Source organism: Haloferax sp. S1W, from assembly GCF_044593955.1.
In the GTDB taxonomy this organism is placed as follows: Archaea; Halobacteriota; Halobacteria; order Halobacteriales; family Haloferacaceae; genus Haloferax.
Map to the genome: position 1 here is coordinate 182,815 of NZ_CP172595.1, position 19,571 is coordinate 202,385.

At 61.0% G+C, this 19,571-nt stretch carries 19 protein-coding genes; 8 read left to right on the forward strand and 11 right to left on the reverse strand.

Features of this window, described 5'->3' with window-relative positions; translation table 11 throughout:
* Positions 1 to 148 precede the first annotated feature (148 nt).
* Positions 149 to 574 carry a hypothetical protein gene (locus ACH9L7_RS00945; protein ID WP_396611885.1) on the forward strand — a complete coding sequence of 142 codons (426 nt, stop codon included), beginning with the start codon at positions 149 to 151 and terminating at the stop codon, positions 572 to 574.
* Between the two features lie 76 nt (positions 575 to 650).
* Here ACH9L7_RS00945 and ACH9L7_RS00950 read toward each other — a convergent pair whose 3' ends face one another.
* From ACH9L7_RS00950 to ACH9L7_RS00985, 8 genes are all read right to left on the reverse strand, one after another.
* The gene (locus ACH9L7_RS00950) at positions 651 to 1,355 is read right to left on the reverse strand and encodes a UbiA family prenyltransferase (protein ID WP_396611886.1); all 705 of its coding nucleotides are present in this window, start codon (positions 1,353 to 1,355) and stop codon (positions 651 to 653) included.
* Between the two features lie 129 nt (positions 1,356 to 1,484).
* On the reverse strand, positions 1,485 to 3,149 hold the full coding sequence (locus tag ACH9L7_RS00955) for a histidine kinase N-terminal 7TM domain-containing protein (RefSeq protein ID WP_396611887.1): 1,665 nt from the start codon (positions 3,147 to 3,149) through the stop codon (positions 1,485 to 1,487).
* Between the two features lie 443 nt (positions 3,150 to 3,592).
* Positions 3,593 to 3,826 carry a hypothetical protein gene (locus ACH9L7_RS00960; protein ID WP_396611888.1) on the reverse strand — a complete coding sequence of 78 codons (234 nt, stop codon included), beginning with the start codon at positions 3,824 to 3,826 and terminating at the stop codon, positions 3,593 to 3,595.
* A 58-nt stretch (positions 3,827 to 3,884) separates the two neighbouring features.
* A complete protein-coding gene (locus ACH9L7_RS00965; RefSeq protein WP_396611889.1) occupies positions 3,885 to 4,613 on the reverse strand; it encodes an amino acid ABC transporter ATP-binding protein in 729 nt (242 codons plus the stop codon).
* On the reverse strand, positions 4,610 to 5,443 hold the full coding sequence (locus ACH9L7_RS00970; RefSeq protein ID WP_396611890.1) for an amino acid ABC transporter permease: 834 nt from the start codon (positions 5,441 to 5,443) through the stop codon (positions 4,610 to 4,612). The genes ACH9L7_RS00965 and ACH9L7_RS00970 overlap by 4 nt, the downstream gene beginning before the upstream one ends.
* Positions 5,444 to 5,488: 45 nt before the next feature.
* Positions 5,489 to 6,301: a basic amino acid ABC transporter substrate-binding protein gene (locus tag ACH9L7_RS00975; RefSeq protein ID WP_396611891.1), complete on the reverse strand. Its 813-nt coding sequence runs from the start codon at positions 6,299 to 6,301 to the stop codon at positions 5,489 to 5,491.
* Between the two features lie 241 nt (positions 6,302 to 6,542).
* Entirely contained in the window at positions 6,543 to 7,334 is a 792-nt protein-coding gene (locus ACH9L7_RS00980; RefSeq protein ID WP_396613308.1) for a COX15/CtaA family protein, read from the reverse strand.
* 138 nt (positions 7,335 to 7,472) lie between these two features.
* Complete coding sequence (locus ACH9L7_RS00985; RefSeq protein WP_396611892.1) at positions 7,473 to 8,435, reverse strand: winged helix-turn-helix domain-containing protein; 963 nt, start codon at positions 8,433 to 8,435, stop codon at positions 7,473 to 7,475.
* A 236-nt stretch (positions 8,436 to 8,671) separates the two neighbouring features.
* On the opposite strand from ACH9L7_RS00985, the gene ACH9L7_RS00990 reads away from it, so the two are divergent.
* The 3 genes from ACH9L7_RS00990 to ACH9L7_RS01000 all read left to right on the forward strand — a co-directional run bounded on the left by ACH9L7_RS00990 (position 8,672) and on the right by ACH9L7_RS01000 (position 12,549).
* A complete protein-coding gene (locus ACH9L7_RS00990) occupies positions 8,672 to 8,962 on the forward strand; it encodes a hypothetical protein (RefSeq protein WP_396611893.1) in 291 nt (96 codons plus the stop codon).
* Positions 8,963 to 9,055: 93 nt separating this feature from the next.
* Entirely contained in the window at positions 9,056 to 10,162 is a 1,107-nt protein-coding gene (locus ACH9L7_RS00995) for a M24 family metallopeptidase (RefSeq protein ID WP_396611894.1), read from the forward strand.
* Between the two features lie 131 nt (positions 10,163 to 10,293).
* A complete protein-coding gene (locus tag ACH9L7_RS01000; RefSeq protein WP_396611895.1) occupies positions 10,294 to 12,549 on the forward strand; it encodes an NADP-dependent malic enzyme in 2,256 nt (751 codons plus the stop codon).
* Between the two features lie 14 nt (positions 12,550 to 12,563).
* On the opposite strand, the gene ACH9L7_RS01005 is transcribed toward ACH9L7_RS01000, so the two are convergent.
* Both ACH9L7_RS01005 and ACH9L7_RS01010 read right to left on the reverse strand, forming a co-directional pair.
* A complete protein-coding gene (locus ACH9L7_RS01005; protein WP_396611896.1) occupies positions 12,564 to 13,238 on the reverse strand; it encodes an HD domain-containing protein in 675 nt (224 codons plus the stop codon).
* Positions 13,239 to 13,357: 119 nt separating this feature from the next.
* Positions 13,358 to 14,047, reverse strand: coding sequence for a twin-arginine translocase subunit TatC (locus ACH9L7_RS01010; protein ID WP_396611897.1), 690 nt, complete (start codon positions 14,045 to 14,047; stop codon positions 13,358 to 13,360).
* 165 nt (positions 14,048 to 14,212) lie between these two features.
* On the opposite strand from ACH9L7_RS01010, the gene ACH9L7_RS01015 reads away from it, so the two are divergent.
* Positions 14,213 to 14,989, forward strand: a complete 777-nt coding sequence (locus ACH9L7_RS01015) for a sulfite exporter TauE/SafE family protein (protein WP_396611898.1) — start codon at positions 14,213 to 14,215, stop codon at positions 14,987 to 14,989.
* Positions 14,990 to 15,076: 87 nt separating this feature from the next.
* Here the strand turns inward: ACH9L7_RS01015 and ACH9L7_RS01020 are convergent, their stop codons facing one another.
* Positions 15,077 to 15,709, reverse strand: a complete 633-nt coding sequence (locus ACH9L7_RS01020; RefSeq protein ID WP_396611899.1) for a ribonuclease H — start codon at positions 15,707 to 15,709, stop codon at positions 15,077 to 15,079.
* A 152-nt stretch (positions 15,710 to 15,861) separates the two neighbouring features.
* Between ACH9L7_RS01020 and ACH9L7_RS01025 the strand changes: the two genes are divergently transcribed.
* Genes ACH9L7_RS01025 through ACH9L7_RS01035 form a run of 3 tightly spaced genes read left to right on the forward strand, consistent with a single transcriptional unit; the run spans position 15,862 to position 19,570 of the window.
* Entirely contained in the window at positions 15,862 to 17,487 is a 1,626-nt protein-coding gene (locus tag ACH9L7_RS01025) for an ABC transporter substrate-binding protein (RefSeq protein WP_396611900.1), read from the forward strand.
* A 3-nt stretch (positions 17,488 to 17,490) separates the two neighbouring features.
* Entirely contained in the window at positions 17,491 to 18,489 is a 999-nt protein-coding gene (locus tag ACH9L7_RS01030) for an ABC transporter permease (RefSeq protein ID WP_396611901.1), read from the forward strand.
* Between the two features lie 16 nt (positions 18,490 to 18,505).
* On the forward strand, positions 18,506 to 19,570 hold the full coding sequence (locus tag ACH9L7_RS01035) for an ABC transporter permease (RefSeq protein WP_396611902.1): 1,065 nt from the start codon (positions 18,506 to 18,508) through the stop codon (positions 19,568 to 19,570).
* Position 19,571 lies beyond the last annotated feature (1 nt).

The window sequence follows — 19,571 nt, forward strand, 5'->3', positions numbered from 1 at the left end:
ACCGTCCGCAGACTCCGATTCTGGCGCGCTCGGGGCGAATCTCTTCCCAAACAACTATTCATTCGTCACAAATGTTGTTTTTTATCCAACTAGTTTCGGATAGTACGATGAATTACTGTTAAATGGTGATATTGAGTCGTCACAGACAATGACGAATTCCAACGTCTCGTCGTCCGAGACCGACCGAGAAGCAGACGATGTCACCGCCTCATTCAGCCGACGAACACTCCTCCGAAGTGGAGCCGCAACCGGTGCGCTCCTTCTCGGAGCGGGGACGGTCAGCGCAAACGGGCAAGGTGGCGCGGCCATCGTTCGAAAAGAGGACTACAAGACGAAACCGTTCGTCATCACCGAAGTCACAGACCCGTTCGAACGCGAGAAAGTCCCGTGCGGTGGCGGCGACCTCGTGAGCCTCGTCGGATGGCACTTCAGCTACGAGGACGAAGACGAAGTACGGACGCTCTACACCCGTGACAACAAGGTAAAGACGGGCGTCACCTACACCTGGCCGGGCAACGACAAATCCTGCGGCGACTTTATCCAAACCGGCTACTCCGCTGGCGGCAATAAATAAGCCGGAGTCGGCTACTCGAACAGCACTCACTCGACCCCACTCGAACAGTACCTACTCAACCCCACTCGAACAGCATTTACTCGGGAATCTGGACCGGCTCTCGCTGCGTCAACGTCCGAAACAGCCGAATGACCAAGAGATAGCCGACGGCCAGTGCGGCAACGACCCGTCCGGCGACGACCCAGAACGTAACCACGCCGAGCGACTTCCCGACTGCCACCAACACGATAGTCGCTTGCTTTCCGAGGTACCCGGCGAGCGTCGTCTTGTTCGACTGTGAATCCCCGTCGATATCCTGGATATTTCGGGACTCGACTCCTGCGAAGGCGATGAGGAACCACCCCAGGAAGACGCCGCCGAGGTCCAACGTAATGTCGTGTGCCGTCGAGACCACGAGCGCGAAGATGACCACGAACGCCCACGTGGCCCCGACAGCCACGGAGTCGAACGTTGGGTGTCGTTTGAGGTGCCCGTACACAGCTAAAACGACAAGCGGGAGGTGGCCGAGAACGAGGTGCAACGCCCCGAGTGACGGGCGCGAGAAAACGAGGAGACTCAACAGACCAGTGTATCCTGCCAGGGCCAATACCTCCGTTACGAGCAGGAAACGCTGGTGTCGGCGCACCAGTTCGGTGCGGTACGGTTGGTTCACCTCGTCTTCCGGCGACACGCTTCTGCGGTCCTCGACGTAGATGAAGTAAAACAGGAGAGGTGGCAGTAGCAGGCCGACACCGACCGCCGAGAGCGGAATCGAAAGTGCCACCGCGGAGATAGCGACCATCGCCGCCGACCCCAGACACAGCCAAACGTTCAATTTGAGAAACAGAAACCGGAGTTCACCTAACGTCATGCGAATCGGAGAGTAATCGCGGTGGTACGCCGACCGTCAACGGTCACGTCGAGTCGTTCGCTACGTTTCATTCTCATGTGTCAAATCTCGCCCCTCAGTCTGTTCTGTGACGCTGTGCGGCTGGTCATCGGAGGTGCCGTCAGTCTCTTCGCATCGGGGGAGATGGATTCTGATTTGGGTTCCTGAATCGGCCACGTCCGTGGTGAGTTCGCCGTTCGACCGGGCGACAATCCAGTGGACTAACCACAGTCCGATGCCGGACCCGTGCTGGAGGTCCGTCTCTTCTTGTGCTTTCAGCACGCTGATTTCGACCGACGGGAGTCCGGGACCGTTGTCCTCGACGACGAGGGTGACGCTGGTGTCGGTGACTTCAGTATAGACGGAGATGGCTGGGGGTTCGGGTCCGATATGGTGCGTCAGCGCGTTGTCGACGAGTTCCTGTACTGCGAGGTCGAATCGCGGATGAACATCGACAACCACGTCGTCGATATCGAAACAGACGCTCGCCGAGCGTGGGAGTTGATAGCTGTCCTCCACGCTCTCGATATCCTCGACGAGCGAGCGACGGACTGTCTCGTCGTACGAAAATACCGACTCGATTTTCCCCGCCTTCTCGGCCTGATTGACAATCTTCGTAGACCGGTCGTTGATTCTCCCGGCCCACTCGGAAACGTCCCCGTTGGACGCGTCCTCGATGATTTGTGCGTATCCGGCGATGACGTTGAGGTCGTTTCGGATGTTGTGCCTGAAGACCCGCGAGAGAATCTGTTTGAGGAGGTCCAACTCGTTTTCTCGTTTCTTGAGCGCGGTGATGTCGCTCAACACGACAATCTCGCCTTCGAGGCCTCGTCCGTAGGAGATTGTCGAGGTCTGCATGGAGAAAAATCGCGTCTCGTCGCCGCGCCGCAGTTCGAGCGTCTTGGCCGCACCGTTTTCTGCGGTGGTCATGTGTTTGGAGAGGACGGACTCGATTCGCTGACCGAGGGTCGCCCGCCCGAACAGGGCGGCGGCGGCGTCGTTTACGTCGACGATGTTTCCCTCGGGATTGACGACGAAAATTGCGTCGGAGACCTCCTGGAAGGTCTGTTCGCGGGCCACCGGGACGAACTTCATCAATCCGTGTTCACTGATAGAGAACGCGAACAGTAGTCCGGAAAGCGAGTAGACGAGCGAGGTTAGGTCGAAGTAGACTGGAACCAGTCCCGCGACTTTGACCATCGTCGAGAGGATGAGCATAGAGAAGACGACGAGTAGATAGAGCGTCTGGCGGCGGTGCGTTCCGCTCGTCCGAAGCGCCTCGCCGACGAACATCCCTGCGGCCAAGAAGACGAGCAGATAGCCGTAGACCTTCGTGACGAGGAATTTGAGCGGTCCGCCGAAGTTTGGGAAGTACAGGAACCCGTCGGCACCAACTCGGTAATCCGTGGTAAACACCAGATTATCGGGGTTGACCCACGACAGGAGGAACAAGAGCAGTATCGGCGTGAACACACCAGCGACGACCGTTCGCGAGGCGTTGTGCTTGAACACGAATTCGTAGGCGAGCAAGAACATCGTGGCGGCCGCCGTCGGTATCATCACCCAGAAGAAGTTCGCGAGGGCGAACGTTACGCCGGGGTCGTTGACGAGCGTAAAGGTCGCAAACAGGAAGGCCCACGCGCCGCCGGTTGCCATCGACAGGATAAACCAGAGGACGCCGGGCTTGTGTCGGTCCTCCCAGAGCACGTAGCAGTTTGCTGCCGATGGAATCACCCCAAAATACATCAGGACAATGGCAACTTCTGGAGTGAGCCAACTTTCCATGCGCACCTTTGGAATTCTGGAGGATGATATTCAATTGTTCGCCTAGCTGATGCTCATTGTCACAAATCATTGTCAATAACTTATTGGTACATGAATATAAGCCGGTGAAAAAGGGGTATTAAAAAGAGAACCCAAATGGCACTATATGTCTTCAGAATATACCTTTGGTATGTCACACGCGTGTTAATTATCGGGGATCTAGCCGGTTCGCAGTGGGGGTACTCAGAGCCAACTCAATAATGATTGTTTATTGACTGTTATTCTCCGGTGGCTGTGTTCCTCCCACTCATCACACGTTGGCTCCGAGAGAAAATCGTCGCGGACAGGGTATGGTGGGGAGGTCGTTCAGCGGGCTGTTCGGGATGTTACGGCGTTGGTGCCGAAAGCGTCCGATTCGTGTCTTCGTCGTCGGACTCCATTCCGCGCCACACGGTCGTCCCGCAGTCCGGGCAGTCGATACGCTGGACTTGCTCGTCAGCCTCGTCGGTTGGCCAGTCATCGAGGTGCGCGGCGCGGCCGCAGGTGTGACAGAACAGAGTCGTCTTCCGTCGGTCGAAATCGGGGGGTTCGGTACTGTACTCGTGGGATGTGTCGCTCATGCCGCCACAACCGTGATTTCAGCGTATAAGGCTGTTGGGAGGTGTGTTCCCGAGTGCCTCAGAAGAGCTTCGAGAGGAACTTCTTGCCCCGTTCGGTTTCGGGGTTTTCGAAGAACTGCTCGGGTGGTGAGTCTTCGACGACGCGCCCGTCAGCCATGAGCACGATGCGGTCGCCCACCTCGCGGGCGAAGCCCATCTCGTGGGTGACGACGAGCATCGTCATTCCCTCGTCGGCGAGGCCGTGCATGACATCGAGCACTTCCCCGACGAGTTCGGGGTCGAGTGCGCTCGTGACTTCGTCGAAGAGCATGACACGTGGGTTCATCGCGAGTGCGCGCGCGATGGCGACACGCTGTTGCTGTCCACCAGAGAGTTGGTTCGGGTAGGAACTCGCCTGGTCGGCGAGACCCACGCGGTCGAGTAACTCTTCTGCGAGTTGCGCTGTGACCTCTTCTTCGAGGTTCTTTACCTTCCTGGGTGCGAGCGTCACGTTCTCCAGCGCCGTCTTGTGCGGAAAGAGGTTGAAGCTCTGGAACACCATCCCGATGCGCTGCCGTAAGTGGTTGATGTCCGCGTCGGGGTCGGAGATAGACCTCCCTTCGAGTCGAATCTCACCGTCTTGAATCTCTTCGAGACGATTCGCACAGCGAAGGAGCGTGGACTTCCCCGACCCGGACGGGCCGATGATGACGCACACTTCGCCTTCTTCGACTTCGAGGTCGACGTCCTTCAGGACGTGCGTCTCGCCGAAGTATTTGTCAACCTTGTCGAATTCGAGAAGGCTCATCGGCGGTCACCTCCCCAGTCGGAGCGGGCTTCGAGGTGTCTGACCACCTTGCCGAGCGGCACCGTGATTCCGAGGTACGCGATAGCGACGAGGAGAATCGGCGTCCACGGGTCGAACGTCGTGGAGTTGACCTGCCGGAACGCGCTGATGAGTTCCGGGACGGCGATGACCGTCAAGAGCGAGGTGTCCTTCACGAGGATGACTTGGTCGTTACCGATTGCGGCCAGCGCGTTGCGCCACGCCTGCGGGAGGACGACTTCGCGCATCGACTGCACGTAGGACATCCCGAGCGAGCGTGCTGCTTCCATCTGTCCTTCGGGGACGGCCGAGATGCCACCACGGACGGCCTCTCCGACGTACGCGGCGTGGTTGAGCGTCAGACCGATGATGGCGGCCGGAAGCGCCCAGTTTCGGATGGGGAACTGACCCGGTGGCCAGAACGCCGGAATCCCGAAGAAGATGACGATGAGTTGGAACAGAAGCGGCGTTCCGCGGAAGAACTCGACGTAACCGGTTGCGACCGTGTTCGTGATACGAGTCTTCGAGACGCGCCCGAGTCCAACGAAGATACCACAGAAGATAGATAGGACACTCCCACCGAGGAAGATGCCAAGCACCAGCAGGTACGCGTTGACGAACTGCGGGTAGATTATCTCCACGAAGAGATCTAAGTTAACCTGCGTGAAGATAATCGCGCCGATGAACAGACCAATAACCAGCGTGAACAGTGTCGCAACTGCTGCACCTGCGAACTTGAGCGTCTTGTCGTTCAGAAACTGCTCTTCGAACTCGTCGTCCGTGCTCCGCCCCTCAGAGTATGATTCTGCCATTGGTAATAATTCTCACAGTGTTGGTATAAAAACGGGGGTGCGCGGTTATCCCGAGAAGTACTCCGAGTAAATCTCGTCGTACGTCCCGTTTTCTTTTATCGTGGCGATAGCTCCGTTGACTTCCTCGCGGAGTTCGTCGTCGTCCTTCCGGAACCCGATACCGTACTCTTCGACGGTGAGCGTGAGGTACGGCGGTGCGTCTTTGCCCTGTTCTTCGGCAGCACCGGCACCTTCGAGGAACTTGACGCTGTCACTCTGGTTGACGAACTCGGCATTGACGGTGTTGTCGTTGACGACAGCGTCGACCTGGTTGTTACGGAGCGCGTCGAACGCACCGGGAATCTGGTCGTAGCGCTGGATGGTCAGGTCACCGCCGAACTCTTCTTTGAGTCCGTCGGCCGCACCTGCACCGGTTGTCCCCTTTTGGACACCGACCGTGACGCCCTTGAGGTCCTCCTTCGTGGAGATGTCGCTGTCTTTCAGGACGACGACCGTCTGGTAGGCCGTGAAGTACGGGTCGGAGAAGTCGATTTTCTCGGCGCGGTCTTCGGTGATGGTCATCGCGGACATGATGACACGGAAGTTCCCGTTGTTGAGCGACGGGATGATGCCGTCGAAGCTCGTCTTCTGGAATTCGTACTCGTAGCCGAGTTGGTCGGCGAAGACGGCCTCCGCGATGTCCACGTCGAACCCGACGAGTTCGCCTTCGGTCGTCTCGTACTCGAACGGGCGGTACGGAATGTCCGACCCAATGGTAATCGTCTCGCTGCCATTGCCCCCACCGCCGCCGAGACAACCAGCCAGCGTGAACGTGGCTGCGGTCCCTGCGGCGCCCTTCAGATAGGTACGACGTTGCATAACAAGGCACAGGTAGCACATCCGGATATAACACTTCTTCGGTCCGTCGCTCAATTCACGTTGGATTTAGTGAAATTTGCCAGTAAATCGGTAGAATGAATAATAAATTGGCATTCTATAGGAAATATCACAACCATGGCTACGAATATTGGGAAATGATACAATATAGCACAGGAATGTTGAATGGGTCAACTCGCAGTCGTCGTAAAAAATCAGACGTTAAATCGAAATCGCGGGGCGCTCAGTTCGCGTCGTTGGTGACGCCGGTCTGTGGCGTGGGGAGTCCGCCTCGGACGACAGCAACGGCGGCGGCGACGAGAACGAGCGCGACGACGGTGCCGCCGATGTGAGCAAGTTGGAGTGTCGGGCCGTACACCTGCCGCCCGATGATGAGGAGTGCGACAACAATTACACTCGCGGGCGCGGTGAGCATCCGTAACTTGCCGTATGCATCTCGTCGCAGTCCGTGGGCGGTGGACGCCCAGAGCGTCGCGGCGATGAGTGCGGCGTAGGTGACGAGTCCGACGACGTAGTAGGTCGCCTGTGTCAGCGGGCCGAAGGCGACGAAACTGTGCGGGGTCAAGACGAGCATGACGGGCGTTCCGACGAGTGCAAGCCGGACTGCGTCGGCGGTGCGTCCGATGCCGCGGTCGGCGAGTCCCCACGCCGCGGCGGCGACGACGGCGGTGAAGATGGACGTGGCCACGACGTAGTGGGCGGTGAGGATGACCCACTCGTACTCGGTGACGGTGAGGGCACCGAGGACGATTTGGAACGGGAGGATGACCGTGGCGACGACGAGCGCGTAGCGGACGCGCGCAGCGACGCCTTCGCGCCACGCCTGTATCGTCGTTCCAAGGATAACGAAGCCGGTGAGCATGGCAACGAGGCGATGGAACCACTCGATGAAACTGCCCCAGTTGGCCGGGAAGAGACCGAGAAAGCCGTCACAGAACGGCCAGCGGCCAGCACACGTGAGTCCGGCCCCTGACGCGGCGGTGTAGACGCCGAGGACCATCAGGATGCCGGTCATCACGGCACCACCGGCGAGGAGGCGACGAAGCCGAGGTGTCATACGCGGGGGTCAGGCCTGCGCGAACTTATATCTCGCAGGTATGGTTGTCGAAGGTCGAGGGTCACCGAAGGCGCACGGGGAAGCCGAGGCCGACGCTTACCCGCGTTCTACTTCGACCACCTGACCATCACCGTCGAGTGTCACATCCAACGCTTCGCCGTCGGCGACGGCGGAGGTTTGGAGTTCGAAGGGGTCCGTCGAGACGACCTGCTGTTCTTCGACCGTTTCGGTTCCAATCGTGTGCCAGTCGTGGTCCCACCCGTAGCCGTGTTCGTAGTAGAACGCGGCGGCGGTCGGGTGTGCGAGCATGTGCATCTCGCTCGGAACCTCGTGGTTCAGGTGACACACGTCGCAAACGCGCAGGAACCACACCCGAAAGATGGTGTTGCACTCGGGACAGACTCGCCCGTCACTTGGTTCGTGGTTTTCACAGACTTTCGGCGTCACGCTGACCGTTCCGGAACACTGTGGACAGACCCCCTCCATCATCGAGAGCATCTTGTGCTTCACCCACGTTCGCTGGGCTTGGTACGCTTCGGAAATCGACCTGTTTTTGACGCCGGTCGGCGGAAGGAATTCGGATGTACTTAGGGTTCCTTTCATTCCTTCTCCGGGGTAAACTGCACCCTCACAGGCGGTACACCGAACGGTGAAGAAATCGAGCGTTCGCTCGGTCCCGCATTCAAGGACGACCGGCCCGCCGCACAGTGGACACGGCTCGTCTATCGGTTCGCCGTCGAGGATGATGTTACTGCCCATCGTCCCGGCGAGAACGGTGCTCAGTATCTTTTCTCCGGCCTGTCTGAGGACGTACCCGTCGTCCGTCTGGTGGACGAACTCCCCGAGGAGTTTCTTGAGGTGGTAGTTGAACTGTGACCCGTCTCGCATCCCGATTCGCTTGCGTAGCTCTGCAAACGAGAGGGCCTGTTTCGGGATGTGTTCTTCTGGGTCCCGTGCCTTCCACAGTTCGTATAGAATCGCGAGGCGTGTTTCGTGGCCGAGCGCGGCGAAGACCGCCTCTGGACTCTCCCCAGTCTCCGTTTGAATTTGCGCCTCCATCGACTCACCTAGCAGCAAATAGAATGTGATTAATGTTAACAGCTAGCAAATTTGATTCAGCACCTGACTATCCAGAGCGCAACACGCAGAAAGAAGATTGTCTGGACATATTGACAGTCTCGAAAGATTTGACACCCGACGAAGGGATATCGATTTCAGTTTGAAATCCAATAGAAATGTATTTCAGCTAACATATATTGCGCCCGTCCACGTACTCCAAACCGGAGGGAAGAGAGGTGAACCAACTGCGACTCACGAGGGGTCTCGTGACACTCTGTGCGGTGTTTGGTCTCCTCGCTGTCGGTGTCGGTCCGGCGGCGGCGGACGAACTGGCGGCTGGCGATGGTGGGGATGCGACGACGTGCGACCGCCTGCACACCGAGGCGTACGACGAAATCGACGCCCTCGCGGCGCGGCTTCCGGTCGACCACGTCTTAGAAGGTGACGTGCTCGCCCCGATTCAGGCAGTCGTGACGCAGCTCAACTACGACGTGAAAAACGGCGGCTGTGCGGACGACTCGACCTGAGGTCCTTTTTTTGCTGCCGGATTCTGCGATGGTCCCACCGCTCCTTTGCCACGAGCCGTCCCATTGAAGTCGATTGCGTTGGACGGCCGAGACATGAACGAGCGACTCGCATCACGGGCCGAGCGCCTCGACGTATACCTCGAAAAACAGGACCTCGAAGCGGTCTGGTTCGCCCGTCCAAACGCGTTCGCGTGGCTCCTCGGCGGCGACAACGTCGTCGACCGTGACGCCGAAATCGGTGTCGCGGCCGCCGGATACGATGGCGACGAGTTCCACGTCGTGACCGACAACATCGAAGCCACGCGACTGCTCCACGAGGAAGTCCCTCACGAAGACGTTCGAATCCACCAGTTCCAGTGGTACGAAGGCTCTCTCGCGTCCGCCGTCGCGACGGTGTCGCCCACACCCGCGGCCGCCGACTTCGACGTGCCCGGATTCGACGACGTTGCCGCGTCGGAACTTCGACAACCGCTCACCGAGGACGATATCGAAGCGTACCGTGACCTCTGCCGCGATGTCGCCGATGCAGTCGAGCGCGTCTGCCACGAACTTCATCCGGACGACACCGAACACGAAGTCGCATCCGGCCTTCGCGTCACCCTCCACGCGATGGGTATCGAGACGCCAGTCGCCCTCGTCGGCGGCGCTCGCCGCGCGCAGAAGTACCGCCACTACACCCCGACCCGAGAGCAAATCGGCGACTACGCGCTCGTGTCGGTGACTGCTCAGCGGGACGGACTGTACGCGAGTTGCACGCGAACCGTCGCGTTCGACGCCCCGGAGTGGCTCGAAACTCGCCACGGGAAGGCAATGCGCGTCGAGGTGAATGCACTCGCAGCGACACAGCGCGTCGCCGCCGAGGGTGGGACCGCCGCAGACGTATTCGACACCATCCGCGACACCTACGACGCAGTCGGCGAGTCGGACGAGTGGTTGAACCACCATCAGGGCGGTGCCGCCGGGTTTGCGGGCCGCGAGTGGTTCGCCCGACCCGATGCCGATGCCGACGTACACGTCCCGATGGGCTACGCGTACAACCCGACCATCGAGGGCGCAAAGAGCGAAGACACGGTACTCGTCACCGAGGACGACGCGGAAGTGCTGACGACAACCGGGTCGTGGCCAACTCGAACCGTCACCGACGCCACGGGGTCGTTCGAACTCGACCGCCCAGAAATTCTTCACATCGAACCGGAGTAATTTTTGTCAGGAGCCGGTGTTGAAGCGCTGCTTCTATCGAACTTCCGTCTGGCGGATATTCGACACACGTCGAAGTCATGGTTCGACGACGTTGGATAGTTTTTTGCCTCCGGACTGAGGACCACTGAGTCATGGGACTGGACGACGACTCACGGGAATATCACCGCCGGGACCCGCCCGGAAAGATAGAGATTGCGACAACAAAACCGACCAACACACAGCGAGACCTCTCGCTTGCGTACTCGCCTGGTGTCGCGGCACCGTGCCGGGACATCGACGAGGACGAAGACGCCGCATACGAGTACACCGCGAAGGGGAACCTCGTGGGCGTCGTCTCCAACGGAACGGCGGTCCTCGGTCTCGGCGATATCGGTGCGTCGGCGTCCAAGCCCGTCATGGAGGGCAAGGGCGTCCTGTTCAAGCGCTTCGCCGACATCGACGTGTTCGACGTTGAACTCGACATCACCGACGTCGACGACTTCGTCGCGGCAACGAAGGCGATGGAACCGACCTTCGGTGGCATCAACCTCGAAGACATCAAAGCGCCCGAGTGCTTCGAAATCGAACGGCAACTCCGCGAGTCGATGGACATCCCCGTGTTCCACGACGACCAGCACGGGACGGCTATCATCTCCGGTGCGGCCCTGCTGAACGCCGCGGACATCGTCGACAAGGAACTCGACGAACTCGATATCGTCTTCTCCGGCGCGGGCGCGTCCGCCCTCGCGACGGCCCGATTCTACGTCTCTCTCGGCGCGAAAAAGGAGAACATCACGATGTGCGACTCCTCGGGCATCATCACCGAAGCGCGTGTCGAAGCGGGCGACGTGAACAAGTACAAAGCCGAGTTCGCCCAACCCGTCGAGGGGGGCGACCTCGCCGACGCGATGCGGGGCGCAGACGTGTTTGCAGGCCTCTCTGTCGGCGGCATCGTCTCGCAGGAGATGGTCCGGTCGATGGCTAACGACCCCATCATCTTCGCGATGGCGAATCCCGACCCCGAAATCAACTACGAGGACGCCAAGAACGCCCGGGACGACATGGTCATCATGGCCACGGGACGCTCTGACTACCCGAATCAGGTGAACAACGTCCTCGGGTTCCCCTTCATCTTCCGCGGTGCGCTCGACGTGCGCGCCACGGAAATCAACGAGTCGATGAAGCGTGCGGCCGCCGAAGCGCTCGCCGAACTCGCCCGGCAGGACGTGCCCGACGCCGTCGTCAAGGCCTACGGTGACCACCCGCTTCAGTTCGGTCCCGACTACCTCATTCCGAAACCGCTCGACCCGCGCGTGCTGTTCGAAGTCGCGCCCGCAGTGGCGCAGGCGGCGGTGAACTCCGGTGCGGCCCGCAAGCGCCTCGACCTCAACGAGTACCGCGAGCGCCTCGAAGCGCGCCTCGGCAAGTCCCGTGAGATGATGCGTGTCGTCCTCAACAAGGCGAAGTCCGAACCCAAGCGCGTCGCGCTTGCCGAGGGGACGAACGAGAAAATCATCCGCGCGGCCTACCAGATGCAGGACGAAGGCATCGCCGAACCCATCCTCATCGGAAACACCACGCACATCCTCCGGAAGGCCGAGGACCTCGGTCTCGACTTCGACCCCACCATCGCCAACCCGCGCGACGGCGAGTGGGACCACTACGCTGACCACCTCTACGAACTCCGCCAGCGCAAGGGCATCACCAAGTCCGAGGCGAGCGAACTCGTCCGCCGCGACTCCAACTACTTCGCCAGCGTGATGGTCGAGATGGGCGACGCCGACGCGATGCTCACGGGTCTGACTCACCACTACCCGACCGGACTTCGCCCGCCGCTTCAGGTCATCGGCACCGCCGAGGACGCCGACTATGCGGCCGGTGTCTACATGATGACGTTCAAGAACCGCGTCGTCTTCTGTGCCGACGCCACCGTCAATCTCAACCCCGACGAGGACGTCCTCGCGGAGATTACGAAGCACACAGCCAAACTCGCCCGCCGGTTCAACGTCGAACCTCGCGCGGCACTCCTGTCGTACTCGAACTTCGGCAGTGTCCGCAACGAGGGGACGGCAAAACCGCGCGACGCGGCCAAGCTTCTGCAGAACGACCCCGAGGTTGACTTCCCCGTCGACGGTGAGATGCAGGCCGACACGGCGCTCGTCGAGGATATCCTCGAAGGCACCTACGACTTCACCGAACTCGACGAGCCTGCGAACCTGCTCATCTTCCCGAACCTCGAAGCGGGCAACATCGGCTACAAACTCCTCCAGCGCCTCGGCGGCGCGGAGGCCATCGGCCCGATGCTCGTCGGGATGGACAAGCCGGTCCACGTCCTCCAGCGCGGTGACGAAGTGAAGGACATCGTCAATCTGGCGGCAACTGCGGTCGTGGACGCACAGGAAGAGTAACTGCGCCCGACCCGCTATCGATTTCCAGCCACTTCTCTCTCGAACCGCTGTGCGAACGTTCGGACGAACTCAGTTCGTTCGCTCGCACGTTCGCGACCCGCGTCGGTGTACATTCGGTTCGAGATGTTCAGGAGCTTCTTCTGGAGGTGGTTGAACTGCGTCTCTCCGGCGACCGACTCGTCCGCTTCGACCGGCAGCGACGGGTCGTGTATCGGTGAGCCCAGTTCGCCGCCGTAGGTAAAACAGCGAGCGATGCCGACCGCACCGATGGCATCGAGATTATCTGCGTCGCAGAGAATCTTCGCTTCGAGCGTCTCGGGTTCGATGTGATTCGAATAGCGGTGGGCTCTGATACAGTGGGCAACAGCGTCGCGTCGGTCGGACGAGACCCCGTGCTCGCGGAGAATTCGGTCGCTTTCTTCCGCGCCCCACTCCGCGTGGTCCTCGATTTCGCCGCGGTCTTCTTTCGCTCGTCCGATGTCGTGAAGCAGTACCGAAAGTCGAACGACGGCGTCGTCCACGTCAGGATATTCGGACGCGAGTTGTTCTGCGTTCGCTTCCACTCGCTGGACGTGAAACCAGTCGTGTGCGGGACTCACTTCCCGTCGAAAATACGACCGCGCAACGGACCGGATGTCTTGGAGTTCGATGCCTGACTCAGAGGACAGACGCTCAGGTTCAGAGGGCATACGTTCTGGTCGAGAGAGTTTCTCAAAAGGTTGATGGTGCGACACAATCACACACTGGTCCGGCGGTTGATTCGCTCACGAGCGTCTCGAACGAGTGGGCTTCGAGAAACCCGGCTAACTTACACGAAATCGACCCACGCGACGGCGACAGCGACGCCCGCGAGCGGTGGGGCCGCGTAGAGGGCGAACGTCGTCGGGTCCGGCGGCGAGAAGAACGCAGCGAACCAGACGACGAACAGCAGGGCCGGTCCGCTGGTTCGGCCGCCGAGTCGGGACCAGAGTGCATTCGCCCGGACTAATCCGACGAGAAGCGGTGGGATAGCAGCGCCGAGGCCCACTGCGACGGGGAAGAACAGTTCGAGTTCGAGAACCGCCTGCCGGGCCGAGAGCGCGATACGGTCCGCACCGGCGAGCATATCGACGAGGCTCGGAGTGATGAGCCACGCGAGTCCAACACCGGCGAAGAACAGCACCCCCGAAGCAGCGAGGTGGGGCGCGGCGGCCCGAAGAGAGACTCTGGGGTCGCGGGCGGTCAGCGAGACGAGGTGGACGCCACCCGCGAGGACACCAACGAGGGCAGCCAATTCAACCCGAACGAGGAGGTCCGACGAGGTGGCGGAGAGCACATCGAGACGTAGTCCCGTGGTCGGTGAGAGGAAAGCAGGGTCGGTGGCGAGGGCGAAGACGACCACCGACGCGACGAGGGCGCTGGCGACGACTCGGAGTGCCTGACATCGGAGTGTCGCACCGAGCGGTGACAGGCCACGAATACGGGGGTCGAACGACTCACCAGTTTCCGTCGCGTCCATGCGGGTTCGTCGTCATACTTCGTTGTCAACTTTGTGACGAGAGAGATGTTTCGGTCTGTGACACTAGGAGGTGTTTCGGTCTCCGACACGGTAGGGGGAGTCGCCACTGTACAACCCACGCAATCCGGACGTGGATTCAAGCACTACTCCTTCGAGAGTCGTCGTATGGAGGTCACACTGGCCACCGCAGCACTCGTCTTTGGTATCGTCGCCTTCGGTGGCTTCGTCACCGGCGTCAACGGATTCGGCTTCTCCGTCGTCGGCACGGCACTGCTCGCAGCGACGATTGGCCCGCAACTGGCCGTCGTCGTGATGATTCTCCCGATACTCGCCGGAAACGTCTCGCTCGTGCGCGAACTCGACCGGTCGAGTCTCCAGTCGTGCGTGCGCCGCTTTTGGCCGTACGTCGCCGCCGCGGTGGTCGGAACCGTCGTCGGGATGGTGCTTCTGTCGGCGATTCCGACCGGGCCGCTGACGCTGGCGCTCGGCGTGTTCGTTCTCGTCTACGTCGTCTTCTCCCAACCGTGGCTGTCGATTCCGGGAGAAAAGCGGCTCCGAGACAGCTGTTTCACCGAGAAAACGGGGATGAAAGCGGCACTCGGACTCGTCTCTGGTCTCATCTTCGGCGCGAGCAACGTCGGCGTACAGGTGGTCGCGTACCTCCAGAGCCTCAATCTGGACCGGTCGACGTTCGTCGGCGTCGTCGCGCTGATATTCCTCGGTATCTCGGCGGTCCGCGTGGCGTTAGCGGCGTGGCTCGGGTTGTTCGGCGGGACCAACGTGCTCGCACTCTCCGCGGTCGCTGCACTACCGGGGCTCGTCGGTGTTCGTGCAGGAACGTGGGTGCGACCGAAGATTCCGCAGTCGTCCCAGATAGCCGCGACGATGGGCCTGCTCACGCTCATCGGACTCCGATTGGCCAGTCGTGGGATTGGGTTTTAACGGCTCTCGCGAGCGAGAGAGTGGCCCATAGCCAAGGTGCGGGTGGGAGTCACCCGCTCCGGGAGTCGAGGGGCGTTCGTTCGGGACTTAGTCGCCTGCCTGTCCTTCGAATCGGGAGGGCGGGAGGTAACTTACGTCCTGCTCCGATTCGAAGCCGAGGGGGTCGGGGAGGACACACCGGTCCGGTTGCTCGTTGACGTGTTTGTACTCACTCGGTGAGTTCGCCAACGGGTGGGCCGGGTTCTCTCTCCCGTCGATACGGGCAGCGCGAACTTCGCCGAATCCCGCGATGCGGGCGCGAATCCCACGCCAGTGGTGTTCGCTCCCGGTGGGGACGCTGATTGGCTTCGGCGGCTTCCAGTCCGGATGGTCGGAAGCCAACACGGCGTTGTTCACGTTTGCAGCCAGGTCGTCGTGGTCGACGAGGATACCCACGCGGGCCCCGGGCGGCGCTCTGTGAGCGAGCACGTCAAGTCCGAGGTGAAGTGCGCGATACTCCGAGACGTTGTTGTCCGGAGCCACGTCGGGAAGCGAGAGACGGGTCACTCGTTCGCCGTCGCGGGTTTCGATTACCACACCGAGTCCACCAGCGTTCGGACGGTACGACCCGTCCGTCGCGACGTAGAAGTGACGCCTGTGCGTCCACGGTGGGTGCGCGATGTGTGGCGTGGGCGACTCATCGAACAAGTCCCTGAGTGTGGGACGGCCGGTCACGGCCATACAAAACCTTCGGCTATGAGGGATAATAAGCGTACCCCGGATTTGTGTTGGTCCGTCACTATGGTATTAGGTAGCAATATATAGAGTGAATCAAGAATGTGTGTGGCGTTTTAGGCAATGGATATAAGAACGACGGCCTCATTTTACCTTCGATGACTGATAACAACCCGCACATCGGCAGACGGAAATACCTGACATTGGCTGGCAGCGCGGCAGCTTCTGCCGCTATCGCTGGTTGTGCTGGTGGAGATGGCGAGGAAACGACGACGACGACCACGGCGGGTGGCGATGAGACCACCACGACCGAAGAGACGCCGACGCCGTCGCAGGAGGCGTTCGACGTGACGATTACGCAAGGGCAGATGCCCTCGGGTCTCGACCCGCACGACCACCGCGAGACGCCGACGACTATCGTCATGCTTCACGCGTACGAGGGCGTGCTCACGCGCGACGCGGCAGGGGCGGTGCAACAGGCGCTATCGACGAACTATGAGCGCATCGAGGGCGAAAACGCGGTTCGGTTCGACATCCGTGAGGGTGTCACGTTCCACAACGGCGACGAACTCACCCCCGAAGACGTGGCATACAGCATCAACCGCGTCGTCGACGAGGAAGTCGGCTTCGCGAGTCCACAGAGCGACCAACTTGCGGGCGTCGCCAGCGCGGAGGCCATCGAAGGTGAGATGGCTGTCAAGGTGAACAACGACGGGCTCAACCCCATCGTGTTCTCCGAGTTCGCGACCTACCTCGACGTGATGCAGCGGTCGTGGGTCGAAGAGCGGAGTAAGGCCGAAATCGGCCAGCAGATGAACGGAACCGGTCCGTTCAAGCTCGATTCGTACACCGAAGACGAGGTTGTCGTCCTCTCGAAGAACGAAGACTACTGGCGGGAACCGGCCGCAGTCGACACCCTCACGTTCCGCGCCGCGTCCGAAGCGAGTACGCGCGTGAACCAGCTTCTACAGGGCGAGACGGACGTTGTCGTCAACGTCCCGCCGCAGGAGGTCCAGCGCGTCAACAACTCCGACAACGCTCGGATTGCTGCTGCACCGTCGACGCGTATCATCTACAACGCGATGCGCTACGACGTGGAGCCGTTCGACTCCGTGGAGTTCCGGCAGGCGATGAACTACGCCATCGACCTCGAAAGCATCGTCCAGAACGTCCTCGGCGGCTTCGGCGCACAGACCGCTCAACCGACGCTTCCCGAGTTCGTCGGTCACAACCCTGACCTCGACCTGTACCCGTACGACCCAGACCAAGCCGAACAACTGGTCGAAGAGTCCGGCTACGCTGGTACCGAAATCGAGCTTCACACGCCCGTCGGTCGGTACCTGAAAGACCTCGAAATCGCGCAGGCGGTCGCGGGCTACATCGACGAACTGCCGAACGTCACGGCCACGGTTCGCCAGCGGGACTTCGGGTCGCTCGTCGACGAACTCCTTGCGGGGTCCATCGAGGCGCGCCCGCACTGGTTCCTCATCGGCTGGGGTGAAGCGACGTTCGACGGTGGCCTCGTCATGACCGCGCTTCTCACGTCGGAGGGTGTCCTCACGACGTGGAAGAACGACGAGTTCGACGCGCTCCTCGAAGAGGCCGGGACGCAAACCGGAGACGAGCGCGATGCCACGCTCCAAGAGGCCAACGCGATGGCACACGAACAGTGCCCGTGGATTTACCTGAACCAGCAGTTCAGCGTCTACGGTGTCAACGACGCCATCGCCTGGGAAGCCCGCTCCGACGAGCGCATCGACGCCTACGCGATGAGCCGCAAGTAATCGATGTCGCTGTCGAGGTTCCTCGTCAAGCGCTCACTGCAGGGGCTGCTCGTTATCTGGGGAGTCATCACCGTGGTCTTCGGACTTCGGTTTATCTCCCCCGGCGACCCGGCGAACGTCCTGCTCCCGCCGGATGTCGACCCAGATGTCAGAGCGGAGGTCGTCGCCGAACTCGGGTTGAACGAACCACTCTACGTTCAGTACTGGGAGTTCATCTCGGGCATTCCGGTCGGTGACCTCGGCTTCTCGCTCGTGACGCGGACGCCCGTCACCGCGCGCGTGCTTGCGAAGCTCCCAGCCACGCTCGAACTCGCTATCGCGGCGACCATCGTCGCCATCATCATCGCGATTCCGCTCGGCGTCATTTCGGCGACGCGCCGCCACCAGCCCGCCGATTACGGTGCGACGGTGTTCTCGCTCGTCGGCATCAGCACGCCGAACTTCTGGTTGGGTGTGATGCTCATCATCATCCTTGCGGTGCAGTTCGACCTGTTCCCGACGAGCCAACGACCCATCGGCATCGACGGCGTCTTGATGCTGTTCTTTGATGGGAACCTCCGCGAGGCGAGCGATGGATTGACCACGTGGCTGTGGCACATCACGCTGCCCGCAATCACGCTCGGGACGTACTTCACGGCGCTCATCACGCGACTCACCCGCAGCGGGATGCTCGACCAGTTGGGACAGACCTACATCCGGGCGTCGCGAGCGAAGGGTCTCCCCGAGACCCTCGTGCGGTACAAACACGCACTTCGGAACACGCTCATCCCGGTCATCACCGTCATCGGACTCCAACTCGGTACCCTCATCGGTGGGGCCGTCATCACGGAGGCCGTCTTCGCGTGGCCGGGGCTGGGGACGTTGATTATCAACAGCATCAACGCGCGCGACTGGCCGGTCCTTCAGGGGTCGCTCATCGTCGTCGCCGTTGGCTTCGTCCTCGTGAACATCCTCGTTGACGCGCTGTACGCGTACGTCAACCCACAGGTGGCATACGATTGAACCACGCCATTTATCGATGATATCGGAACGCACACTCAGGAATCTCCGCCGCGAACTCAGGCGGAGCCTTCTCGCGAAGATTGGCATCGTCATCGTCATCTTCATCCTCTTGATGGCGGTCTTCGCGCCGTTCATTTCGCCGTACAGTCCGGGAAAACAGAACCTCGACGAGGCCCGCCTCCCGCCGCTGGGATTCAGCACCAAAGAGACCAAGGAGGTGACCAAGATGGAAAACGGGAGCGTCGTCATCGAAGGCGGTGAAGTCGTCACCGAAGAGCAAACCGTCTACACGAACGCGACCGTCGCACACCCACTCGGGACAGACGGTAACGGGAGAGACATCCTCTCTCGCATCATCTACGGTGCCCGAACGTCCATCCTCGTCGGCGTCTTCGGAACCTCGTTGGCCGCTCTCATCGGCGTCCTCGTCGGCCTGACAGCCGGGTTCTACCGAGGCCGCGTGGACGACGTGTTGATGCGGAGTGCCGACATTATGCTCGCGTTCCCGTCGCTCGTCCTCGCAATCGCCCTCGTGGGCGTCTGGGGGCAAGCGCAGGCACCGTTCCCCGACCCGTTCGTCGTGACCGGACTCGCACCCGCGTTCCGGTCCGCGCTCGGATTCACGACCGGAATGCCCGACACGGTCGTCCTCCCGGGGACGGTCATCGTCGTCGTCGCGCTCGTCAACTGGGTGTGGTTCGCCCGCGTCGCACGTGGCGAGGCGCTCTCGATACGCGAAGAAGAGTACGTGAAGGCCGCGCGCGCGCTCGGCGCGAGCGACGGCTGGACCGTGCTTCGACACGTCCTTCCGAACGCCATTACCCCCATCCTCGTCTTGGCGACGATTCAGGTTGCGGCCATCATCCTGCTCGAATCCGCGCTGTCGTTTCTCGGGTTCTCCGGGGCCGACGTGTCGTGGGGCTTCGACATCGCACTCGGCCGCCAATATCAGTCGACTGCGTGGTGGATTTCGACGATACCGGGGCTGGCAATCGTGATTACCGTCGTCGGCCTCAACCTCCTCGGCGACTGGCTCCGCGACGCACTCGACCCCGGCATCGAAGGGGAGGGAGGTGTCTGAG

Coding starts and splice junctions, on each gene's coding strand:
- ACH9L7_RS00945 (WP_396611885.1), top strand. CDS start 149: ATGACGAATTCCAACGTCTCGTCGTCCGAGACCGACCGAGAAGCAGAC.
- ACH9L7_RS00950 (WP_396611886.1), bottom strand. CDS start 1,355: ATGGTCGCTATCTCCGCGGTGGCACTTTCGATTCCGCTCTCGGCGGTC.
- ACH9L7_RS00960 (WP_396611888.1), bottom strand. CDS start 3,826: ATGAGCGACACATCCCACGAGTACAGTACCGAACCCCCCGATTTCGAC.
- ACH9L7_RS00965 (WP_396611889.1), bottom strand. CDS start 4,613: ATGAGCCTTCTCGAATTCGACAAGGTTGACAAATACTTCGGCGAGACG.
- ACH9L7_RS00970 (WP_396611890.1), bottom strand. CDS start 5,443: ATGGCAGAATCATACTCTGAGGGGCGGAGCACGGACGACGAGTTCGAA.
- ACH9L7_RS00975 (WP_396611891.1), bottom strand. CDS start 6,301: ATGCAACGTCGTACCTATCTGAAGGGCGCCGCAGGGACCGCAGCCACG.
- ACH9L7_RS00980 (WP_396613308.1), bottom strand. CDS start 7,334: ATGACCGGCATCCTGATGGTCCTCGGCGTCTACACCGCCGCGTCAGGG.
- ACH9L7_RS00985 (WP_396611892.1), bottom strand. CDS start 8,435: ATGGAGGCGCAAATTCAAACGGAGACTGGGGAGAGTCCAGAGGCGGTC.
- ACH9L7_RS00995 (WP_396611894.1), top strand. CDS start 9,056: ATGAACGAGCGACTCGCATCACGGGCCGAGCGCCTCGACGTATACCTC.
- ACH9L7_RS01000 (WP_396611895.1), top strand. CDS start 10,294: ATGGGACTGGACGACGACTCACGGGAATATCACCGCCGGGACCCGCCC.
- ACH9L7_RS01005 (WP_396611896.1), bottom strand. CDS start 13,238: ATGCCCTCTGAACCTGAGCGTCTGTCCTCTGAGTCAGGCATCGAACTC.
- ACH9L7_RS01010 (WP_396611897.1), bottom strand. CDS start 14,047: ATGGACGCGACGGAAACTGGTGAGTCGTTCGACCCCCGTATTCGTGGC.
- ACH9L7_RS01015 (WP_396611898.1), top strand. CDS start 14,213: ATGGAGGTCACACTGGCCACCGCAGCACTCGTCTTTGGTATCGTCGCC.
- ACH9L7_RS01020 (WP_396611899.1), bottom strand. CDS start 15,709: ATGGCCGTGACCGGCCGTCCCACACTCAGGGACTTGTTCGATGAGTCG.
- ACH9L7_RS01025 (WP_396611900.1), top strand. CDS start 15,862: ATGACTGATAACAACCCGCACATCGGCAGACGGAAATACCTGACATTG.
- ACH9L7_RS01030 (WP_396611901.1), top strand. CDS start 17,491: ATGTCGCTGTCGAGGTTCCTCGTCAAGCGCTCACTGCAGGGGCTGCTC.
- ACH9L7_RS01035 (WP_396611902.1), top strand. CDS start 18,506: ATGATATCGGAACGCACACTCAGGAATCTCCGCCGCGAACTCAGGCGG.